Source organism: Streptomyces sp. NPDC059355 (genome assembly GCF_042752335.1).
Taxonomy (GTDB): domain Bacteria; phylum Actinomycetota; class Actinomycetes; order Streptomycetales; family Streptomycetaceae; genus Streptomyces.
On sequence record NZ_JBHYXN010000045.1, the window covers coordinates 64,419 to 72,899 of the forward strand.

Genomic DNA, 8,481 nt, shown 5'->3' on the forward strand with positions numbered 1-8,481 from the left:
GCGTCGCCCGAGCCGCTGGGGCCCGGGCGACGGACTGCGGCGGAGGCTACCTGCGGTACGAGGAGACGTAGCCCGGGCCCGGTGACCCGACGCCCGTCACCACGTCATAGCCGCGGACGGCGGCCAGCGAGCTGTCCTTGCCGAGACTGCGGACCGAGGTCAGCAGCCCGTCCGCGGCATCGACGGTGTTCGCGAAGTCGACGCGGGCGACGGCGAGGTCGCGGTCCTTGCCCAGCGGGTGGTCGGTGACGTCGTGGTAGAGCGGGGTCCCGAACCGGGCGTAGATCGCGGGGTTCGCGAAGCCGATCGGCAGGTGGCGGGCCTGCTGCGCCAGCGCCTGCACCCCGGCGATGACCGGGGCCGCGAGCGAGGTGCCGCCGATGCGGTACTCGTCGTACGAGACCGTTCCGTCGGGCCAGCTCTGCGTCTGTCCGACGAGGAATCCGGTGTTGGGGTCCGCGATGGCCGCGATGTCCGGGACGGTGCGCATGCGCGTCGTGCCGTTCGCCTTGGAGAGCGCGTCGGGTACGACGCCCCGCTGGTAGGCGGGCTGGGCGACCGTCGAACTCGTGCCGCCGCCCGCGCCGCTCGTGTAGGCGCCCGGGAAGCCCGTCCAGCTGGTGCCGTCGGCGCTCAGCGGGGCCTTGAGCGTGCCCCAGCCCGTCTCGAACTGGTACGTGTTGCCCTTGCCGACTGCCAGGGAGGTGCCGCCCACCGCCGTCACCCACGCCGAGTTGGCCGGGGTGTCGACCTGCTTCTTCCCGGTGTTGGCGACCTCGTCCCCGTTGTCGCCCGAGGAGAAGTAGAAGCCGATGCCCTCGATGGCACCCAGCTTGAACGTGTGGTCGTAGGCCGCTGCGACATCCGGGGTCTCGTTGGCCTCGATGTCACCCCACGAGTTGGAGACGATGTCGGCCAGCCTGCTGTCGACGACCTTGTTCAGGGCGTCGAGGAGGTCCGGGTCGTTGCACGAGGCACCCGCGACGTACACGATGCCCGCGTCCGGTGCGACGGCGTGCACGGCCTCGACGTCGAGGGTCTCCTCCCCGTACCAGCCGGACGCGTCGCACTCCTCGGTCGCCGTGTAGTCGGCGGGCACGACCTGGCGGAGCTGGTTGGCCCTGTACGCCTTGTCGCCGTTGCGCTGGGCGTATTGCCGCGCGTCCTGGGCGATGGTCGGCGAGGCGTACGCGTCCGTGATGGCAACGGTCACCCCCTGCCCCGTGTACCCGTTCGCGCCGTAGGCCGCGCGCAGCTGCTGCCCCGTGTATCCCTTGACCGCGTAGGGGATCTTCGTGCCGTTGGCATCGGGAAGGGTCTTCGCCACGTTCGACCCGAAGTAGGTGGAGAAGGGGCCGGCGTTGCGGAACCCTGCGCCCGGGCCCGGCAGGGTGTCCTGGTGCGTGGACCGGTGCGGCGCGTCGTCCAGCCCGGTCACGGTGAGCACGGCGCCGGCCAGGTCCGCGGGGGCGGACGCCGTCTTCGCGGGGGCCCGGTAGACCTTGTCGCCCTTGCGGTAGCCGTGCAGCTGGGTGGCGAACGCCTTCTCCGCCGCCGCCACGTCTCCGGAGACGGATATGTAGTGCTGGTCGGAACCGGTGACGGTGAGACCCGCCTGCCGGAGCCAGTGGGTGACGGCCCCGATCTGGTCGGCGGTCGGCCCGAACCGCAGGCTCGCCTCGGCGGGGCTCAGGTACTTCCCGTAAGCGGAGGACCGCGGGTCCGAGACCGCCTCGGCGTAGGCGGTGAGGCCCTTTGCGTCCCGCCCGGCCAGGTACACCCGGGCGTTCACCTTCGCGGACGGGGCGACTCCGCCCTGGTCGGCCGAGGCGGTGGCCCAGGAGGGCTGGGTGCCCTCCAGGGCGGACCGCCCTCCGGGGACGGGTCCGGCCGCCTGCGCGGGCGGTATCGCGAGGGCGAACGCGCCGGTGAGCAACGGGAGTGTCGCTGCCATGACACCTAGGGTGCGGCGCCCTGTGCGGGTGCTTCTCATGTCATCCCCTGCAGTGAAGTGGAGTCTGTCGCGAGCTGGGTACGCGGACCGCCGCGATGTGCGCGGCGTACGGCCGCAACTCTTGTCAGGAACCGTTCACGTCAGGGGCACGGAGCGATCAAGAAACCCAAAAGACCTTGCCAGGAAAGGGAATTGACGCACCGGCAGACGCGGCCGCCCGCGCTTCGGCGTGGCGGCGGCACCCGGACGCCCCCGGCGTCCGCCACCCCCACGAGGTCGAACGTGCGGCTGCGCCCGTTGCGCATGTCCGGCACCACCAGGTACGTGAGCACCAGCGAGGCCACGCCGATCGGCACGTTGGCCAGGAGGATCCACCGCCGGCCGACGGTCGACACGGGGATGCCGCCCAGCGTGGGCCCCGGCAGCGTGGCGAGTCCGGCGACCATCCCCCAGACACCCATGGCGGTACCCCGCCGCTGCGCCGGGAAGACCGAGATGATCAGCGCCATGGAACACCACTGACCAGGTCACTCATCGCCTACGACCACTGACCAGGACTTCGGACTTGCCCGTCTGGAGCCTGTCTCTTGGGCGTGCGGTGCGCATGGTGCTGCACGCCGGATCGAAATCCTGTGGCAGCAGCGCTCGCCCCGCAGCGGCTGATCGAGCGGGTCGTGGGCCTCGACGAGGCGGCAGCGCTGCTGCCTGGCTCCGACCGGGCCTCCCCCGCCGGGATGGCGATGACCGATCCGCTCCACGGCTGAATCCACGGCGGACGCGGCCGGGACGGCGGGCGTGGCGTCGGGATTTGTGCGGGTTGTCGGGTGATGATGGCGCAGTGCGACTAGATCACGTGTCCTATGCGGTGGCCCGCGACAGCTTCGTCTCGACCGTCCAGTGGATCGGATCGGCCCTCGGCGCCGGGTTCGTCGACGGGGGCGTGCACTCGCGATTCGGCACCCGCAATTTTATTCTCCCGCTGAGCGGCGGCACCTACGTCGAGGTCGTCACCACACTCGACCACCCCGCCGCCGACCGCGCACCCTTCGGCCAGGCGGTCGCGCGCCGCGCCGCCGAGGGCGGTGGCTGGCTCGGTTGGGTGGTCTCCGTCGACGACATCGCCCCGGTCGAGGACCGCCTCGGCCGCACCTCGGCCGAGGGCCACCGTGTCCGCCCCGACGGGTTCGACCTGAGGTGGAAGCAGATCGGCCTGCTGGAACTGCTGGAGGACCCGCAACTGCCCTACTTCCTCCAGTGGTCTGTCCCCATCGAGGAGCGCCCGAGCGCCGACCCGCGCACCTCCACCACCATCCACGGGGTCTCCATCGCCGGCGACGCCGCCTCCATCGCCGAATTCCTCGGCGAACCGGCCGACCACCCCCTCGACCAGATCGACGTCACCTGGGTCGAGGATGAGGAACCGGGCCTGGTCTCGGTCGAGTTCGCCACCGCCCACGGCCCGGTCACGATCTGACCAGGGCCCGGCTGCCCCGCAGGGAGCAGCCGGCCGGGGTCTCCTGGCCGGCGCGTGTCTCTTCGACGGGTGGTTGGTCAGTTGATCGGATGTGCCTGCCCGATCAGTGATCACTGATGCGATGTGGGGCCGGACGCGCCGCTGATCGACCGATCCGGCCCGTGGACGGCGGTGGGCTGATCAGACGGGCCGTCGACGGAACCTGGCAGAACATCCTGACCGCCTTGCCGGCGGCCGCGGACGCCGGTGACGACATCGGCTGGACCGTCTCGGTCGACTCCACCGTCGTCCGTGCCCGCCGTCATTCCGCCGGAGCACGCAAAAAAGAGCCGAAGGCCGCAGCGAGCCCGCCGACCACGCCCTCGGACGCTCACGCGGCGGCCTGAGCACCAGGGTCATCCCGCAGCCGTCCGACCAGATCGGCCACCGCCTTCGGCGAGGACGCCGAGGCGGCCGCCCGCCCGGCTTCGACGCCGAGATCCACAAGCAGCGGAACAGCGTCTGACGCTGCATCAACCGACTCAAGCAGTGGCGCGGCCTGGCCGCCCGATGCGACAAACTCGCCATCGCCCACCAGGCAGCACTCCACCGCGCCGCCATCCTCATCTGGGCACGACGCTGACCGGAGACAGAACTCAGGCCAACGCCCGGGGATTGGCCTGTGACCCGCGGGCCGCGCACCTGAGAGGCTGGTTCCCCGGATGCCATGCCCAGGAGGTCGTCATGCAGGTAGCGGTGGTCACGTTCGACGGGTTCAACGAGCTCGACAGCTTCATCGCGTCGGCCCTGATCAACCGGTGCCGCAGGGACGGCCTGGAAGCCTTCATCACCACACCGACGCCTGTGGTGACCTCGATGAACGGCGTCGAGGTCAGCGGCCAGCGCCCCATGGACTTCATCCCGGAGGCCGACGTCGTACTGATCGGCAGCGGGGTGAAGACGCGCGACGTGGTCGCCGACGACCGGCTGCTCGCCCGGCTGCCCCTGGACCCCGCGCGGCAGCTGATCGGCTCGCAGTGCTCCGGTGCGCTGGTCCTCGCCCGGCTCGGGCTGCTGGGCGGGATGCCGGCGTGCGCGGACCTGACGAGCCGGCCGTACGTCGAGGCCTGCGGGGTCACCGTCCTGGACGCGCCCTTCCACTCCGAGGGCAACATCGCCACGGCGGGCGGCTGCCTGGCCTCGCAGTACCTCGCCGCGTGGGTGATCACCCGTACGCTCGGCGAGGAAGCCGCGCGCGGCGCCATCGGCTACGCGGCCCCCGTGGGCGAGCAGCGGGAGACGGTGGAGCGCACGCTGCGCGCCATCCGCACGCCGCAGCCGGCGTCCGTACCGCGCTGACCGCCCAGAAGCGGTTCGCGCAGGCGCCGAGCCAGAACCAGACCCACTTGCCGGCCCCGTCCGTGGCTACGCCCCAGGACTGGCTGAGGGCGGCGATCAGCCCGAGCCCCCGCCCGGACTCGTGCTTCGCGCAGCCCGCGGGGGTCTGGTCCGCCGGGCCGAGGTGGGGGGCGTCGTCGCGCAGGGCGCACAGCAGCCGGTCGGTGCCCGCTTCGATGTCGACCACCATGCGGATGTGGGTGCTCACGGTGTGCCGGACCGCGTTGGAGACGGCTTCGGTCACGAGGAGGCGGGCGTCGTCGGCGACCGCGCCGCCGATGGCGGCCTCGGACAGGGCCCGCCGGGCCGAACGGGCGGCCTCGGGCGTGGCGGGGAGCATGATGTCGACGCGGTGAGCAGGCAAGAGGGCCTCCGATCCCAGCAGGTCCCCCCTGAGGTTGCGGTTCTCCACGCTAGGTTCGCCGGCCTCTTGGTCACACCGCCCGGACGGCCGATCCCGGCCTCCCGCAGCTCGTCCCTTCGGCCTGCCGCACAGGCCCTGCCGGTGCCGGTGCCGGTGCCGGTGCTCAGTGTCCGGTGCCCGATGCCCGGTGCCCGGTGCGCCGAGAGCGCGTGCCGGGCGTCGGGCGTCGCGGGGCAGGAGGGACTTTGCGGGCACCCCCTAGGAGAACGGCCCCTCGGTCATGAAGCGGCGCAGGTCGTGGGCGAAGCGTTCGGCCTCGCCCGGGGGCCACGCGGAGAGGCTCGTCATGATGTGCGCGGCCAGGCGGTCCCGGAGTTCCGCCACCGCGGCCCGGCCCTCCTCCGTGAGGACGAGCAGGTACGCGCGCCCGTCGGCGGGGTCCGGCTCGCGGCGGATGAGGCCGGCGGCCTCCAGGCGGGAGGCGCGGCGGGTGACGCCGGAGCGGTCGACCCCGACGTCGGGGGCCAGGTCGGCGGCGCTGCGGGGGCCGGTCCTGGCCAGGGTGCTGAGGACCGGGTACGTCAGCTCGTCCACCGCCTCGCCCATGCCCTCGGTGAGCCGCCGGTGCAGCTGCGCGCGTGTGCCGCGCCTGAGCAGCATGCCCAGCGCGTCTGCGATCTCGTGACCCGCTTCGTTCTCCACCCCACAAGAATAGCGTGCGCTGCGCACGCTGTTGCTGTTACAGTGCAGGAGAAGCGTGCGAAGCGCACGCATTTCTCCTCCTTCGTTCCATCGCATGGTAAGGAAATCCCATGAACCGCACCGGTATCGAGGCCGCCCTCAACGACCTGATCTTCAGCAGCGACATGACCGTTGAGGAAGCCGCCGACCGCCACTTCACCCCGGAATACCGCCAGCGCACGGACGGGGAGTGGGCCGACCGCGCCGGGTTCATCGAGCACATCAAGCACGTCCGCGGCGTGGTGGCCGACGGCCACGTAGTGGTCCACGAGGAGCTGTACGACGGCGGCAAGTACGCCGACCGGCACACCGCCCACATCACGAAGAAGGACGGCTCGACCGTGCGCATGGAGGTCTACGTGTTCGCCGACATCGCCCCCGACGGCCGGTTCGACCGCATCGAGGAGACCACCCTGATGCTGGAGGGCTCCGCCGCCGACCGCAACATCGGCAGCGCCCGCTAGTGCTGTGACCGCGAACCTTTGCCGGGTTGCTCGTGGTGTTGGCTGGAAGTGACGACGCTTCCAACCAGCGTGGGGAGGCGGGATGGCGCAACCGGTCAGGGTCCGCAGGCTGACCGAGCAGGAGGGTCAGAAGCTGCAGCAGACTGTGCGGAGGGGCAGTACCAGCTCGGTGCGGGTTCGGCGGCCGATGATGCTGCTGGCCTCGGCCGGCGGCGCTGGTCGATCCGCAAGCTCGCCGATCACCTGCGTCGCAACAGAGCCAGGCCCATCCGGATCGGCCGCGAGGCTCTGCCGTGCTTACTGGCCCGCCGCGGGATCACCTTCCAGCGCACGAAAACCTGGAAGGAATCCCCGGACCCGGACTTCGACGCCAAGCTGGAGCGGATCGAGTACGTGATCAACGAGCGGCCGGACCGCACGTTCGCCTTCGACGAGTTCGGCCCGCTGGGTATCCGGCCGACCGCCGGCTCCAGCTGGGCCCAACAAAGTCGCCCAGACCGGCTGCCCGCCACCTACCGCCGCACCTACGGAATCACCTACTTCCACGGCTGTTACTCGATCGGCGACGACCAGATGTGGGGGATCAACCGCCGACGAAAGGGCATCGACCATACCTGGGCGGCCATGCGAACGATTCGGGCGGCCCGTCCGGACGGCGCCCCGATCTACGTGATCCTCGACAACCTCTCCGCCCAACGACGCGAGCGCGCTCGAATCCGCAGCGAGAAAGGCATCCGCTGGGGCGGACGCCCCCTCAGTGCAGCCGCCTGACGGACCAGCTCAGTTGAAGCATCAGGCCGAATGCCGGGGTGGGACGTTTCTCGCGAGCGCGGCGGCTTGCAGCAGGATGCTCGGCTCGGCACCGGGGTCCTCGACCATGACGACGCCGGCCGCCCGGGTGTCGAAGCCTGGCGGCCAGATGGTGAGGTCGCTTGCCAGTGCGCCCTCCAGCTTCGCCCTTGTCAGGTCGGCACCGGTGAGGTCAGTTCCTCGGAGGTCAGCCAGTCTCAGACCCGCGCCGGTGAACTTGGCGCCATGGCCCCGCGCCTTGCGTAGATTCGCCTCCCGCAGGTCGGCCCCCGAGAAGTCAGCCTCGCGGAGGTCGGCCCTGACCATGCGCGCACCACGCAGGTCGGCTTTGATGCAGCGGCTCTGGTGGAGAATCGACGTCCCGAGCTCCACGTGCCGCATGTTGGCCGCGATCAGCGATGCCTTGGTCAGGTTGACCTGGTAAATACTCGCCGCTTCCAGGCAGGCGCCGTCGAAGTTGATGTGGTGCAGCCACAGTCCGTCACAGTCGGCCCGACGCAGGTCGGTATAGCTGACGTTGAGCCAGTCGGGCTGGCGTTCCTGGCACAGGACTCCGAGGCCGGTGAGCGCCACCTGGGCATCCGGGGCACGGGTCTCCAGCGGAGGCACGGAGTTGATGGAGGCTTCCGCCGCCGGGGAGTCCTGTCCTTGTGGAGGCCATGGCAGGTGAGTCCGGAGGAACGCGGCCTTGATCGAGATGACCGCCTCCCGGTCGTGAGCCGAATGGTCCGCGATCCGCCACAGTGCGTAGAGGCCGCCGATCCGCACGTCCGTCTTCTCGCTGCCGAGCTGGTCGACCGCCCGGCTGAAGCGGTCGGTGATGTGTCCCTCCCGGGTGGCGTTCAGCCCCTCCTGGTTGACCCTCAACTGCCGCCAGGTGGCGTACGCGCCGAAGAGGACGACAGCCCCACCGACCGCCTGCACGAGCGTCGTGCGTGCGTTGTTCACAGCTGCGAGCCGTTCAGCGGCCGGGATCCTGGCCCCGCCGAGATCGCGGTCGACCACCAGTCCGGGCAGCAGCACGACGACTACGGCCAGCGCGGCGAGCACGGCCAGCACCGCCACCACCGCGAAAAGAGCGGAACTGACCCGACGCCGCCGAGAGGCTACCGGCATGCGGCGGCCATGAGCAGATCCCCCCGTATCCATGCCCACATGATCGCAGGGCGGCACGGAAGCCGGTGTACTTATCCGGTCAGAGCCCTAGTAGGGCTTGGTCAGGTCAGCTGTGGTTGAGCGTGTCCTTCTGGTTCGGTGTCGCGTTGGGAGAGTGTGACTCCGGACGAGATTGCGGCTG

At 70.7% G+C, this 8,481-nt stretch carries 8 protein-coding genes and 3 pseudogenes; 6 read left to right on the forward strand and 5 right to left on the reverse strand.

Features of this window, described 5'->3' with window-relative positions:
- Nucleotides 1-46: 46 nt before the first annotated feature.
- Together ACFXGI_RS31485 and ACFXGI_RS31490 are read right to left on the reverse strand one after the other, a co-directional pair.
- Complete coding sequence (locus ACFXGI_RS31485; RefSeq protein ID WP_384714036.1) at nt 47-1,993, reverse strand: protease pro-enzyme activation domain-containing protein; 1,947 nt, start codon at nt 1,991-1,993, stop codon at nt 47-49.
- Nucleotides 1,994-2,094: 101 nt separating this feature from the next.
- Complete coding sequence (locus ACFXGI_RS31490; protein ID WP_384714038.1) at nt 2,095-2,463, reverse strand: MFS transporter; 369 nt, start codon at nt 2,461-2,463, stop codon at nt 2,095-2,097.
- 123 nt (nt 2,464-2,586) lie between these two features.
- On the opposite strand from ACFXGI_RS31490, the gene ACFXGI_RS31495 reads away from it, so the two are divergent.
- From ACFXGI_RS31495 to ACFXGI_RS31510, 4 genes and pseudogenes are all read left to right on the forward strand, one after another.
- Nucleotides 2,587-2,718, forward strand: a complete 132-nt coding sequence (locus tag ACFXGI_RS31495) for a hypothetical protein (RefSeq protein WP_384714041.1) — start codon at nt 2,587-2,589, stop codon at nt 2,716-2,718.
- 89 nt (nt 2,719-2,807) lie between these two features.
- Nucleotides 2,808-3,428: a VOC family protein gene (locus ACFXGI_RS31500; protein WP_384714044.1), complete on the forward strand. Its 621-nt coding sequence runs from the start codon at nt 2,808-2,810 to the stop codon at nt 3,426-3,428.
- A gap of 176 nt (nt 3,429-3,604) precedes the next feature.
- Nucleotides 3,605-4,050 (forward strand): annotated as a pseudogene (locus ACFXGI_RS31505) (IS5/IS1182 family transposase); the annotation flags it as partial.
- A 101-nt stretch (nt 4,051-4,151) separates the two neighbouring features.
- Nucleotides 4,152-4,766 (forward strand): DJ-1/PfpI family protein, encoded by a 615-nt coding sequence (locus ACFXGI_RS31510; protein ID WP_384714047.1) that lies wholly within the window; start codon nt 4,152-4,154, stop codon nt 4,764-4,766.
- A gap of 46 nt (nt 4,767-4,812) precedes the next feature.
- Here the strand turns inward: ACFXGI_RS31510 and ACFXGI_RS31515 are convergent.
- Nucleotides 4,813-5,145, reverse strand: a pseudogene (locus tag ACFXGI_RS31515) (ATP-binding protein); the annotation flags it as partial.
- Nucleotides 5,146-5,427: 282 nt separating this feature from the next.
- Nucleotides 5,428-5,871 carry a MarR family winged helix-turn-helix transcriptional regulator gene (locus ACFXGI_RS31520; protein WP_384714050.1) on the reverse strand — a complete coding sequence of 148 codons (444 nt, stop codon included), beginning with the start codon at nt 5,869-5,871 and terminating at the stop codon, nt 5,428-5,430.
- Between the two features lie 110 nt (nt 5,872-5,981).
- Between ACFXGI_RS31520 and ACFXGI_RS31525 the strand changes: the two genes are divergently transcribed.
- Nucleotides 5,982-6,374, forward strand: a complete 393-nt coding sequence (locus ACFXGI_RS31525) for a nuclear transport factor 2 family protein (protein ID WP_384714053.1) — start codon at nt 5,982-5,984, stop codon at nt 6,372-6,374.
- Nucleotides 6,375-6,456: 82 nt separating this feature from the next.
- Nucleotides 6,457-7,145, forward strand: a pseudogene (locus ACFXGI_RS31530) (hypothetical protein).
- Nucleotides 7,146-7,166: 21 nt separating this feature from the next.
- Here ACFXGI_RS31530 and ACFXGI_RS31535 read toward each other — a convergent pair.
- Entirely contained in the window at nt 7,167-8,249 is a 1,083-nt protein-coding gene (locus ACFXGI_RS31535; protein ID WP_384714056.1) for a pentapeptide repeat-containing protein, read from the reverse strand.
- Between the last annotated feature and the right edge of the window lie 232 nt (nt 8,250-8,481).

Bases quoted from the DNA above. Each gene is read 5' to 3' on its own strand.
- ACFXGI_RS31485 (WP_384714036.1), bottom strand. From the start codon at position 1,993: ATGAGAAGCACCCGCACAGGGCGCCGCACCCTAGGTGTCATGGCAGCG.
- ACFXGI_RS31490 (WP_384714038.1), bottom strand. From the start codon at position 2,463: ATGGCGCTGATCATCTCGGTCTTCCCGGCGCAGCGGCGGGGTACCGCC.
- ACFXGI_RS31510 (WP_384714047.1), top strand. From the start codon at position 4,152: ATGCAGGTAGCGGTGGTCACGTTCGACGGGTTCAACGAGCTCGACAGC.
- ACFXGI_RS31525 (WP_384714053.1), top strand. From the start codon at position 5,982: ATGAACCGCACCGGTATCGAGGCCGCCCTCAACGACCTGATCTTCAGC.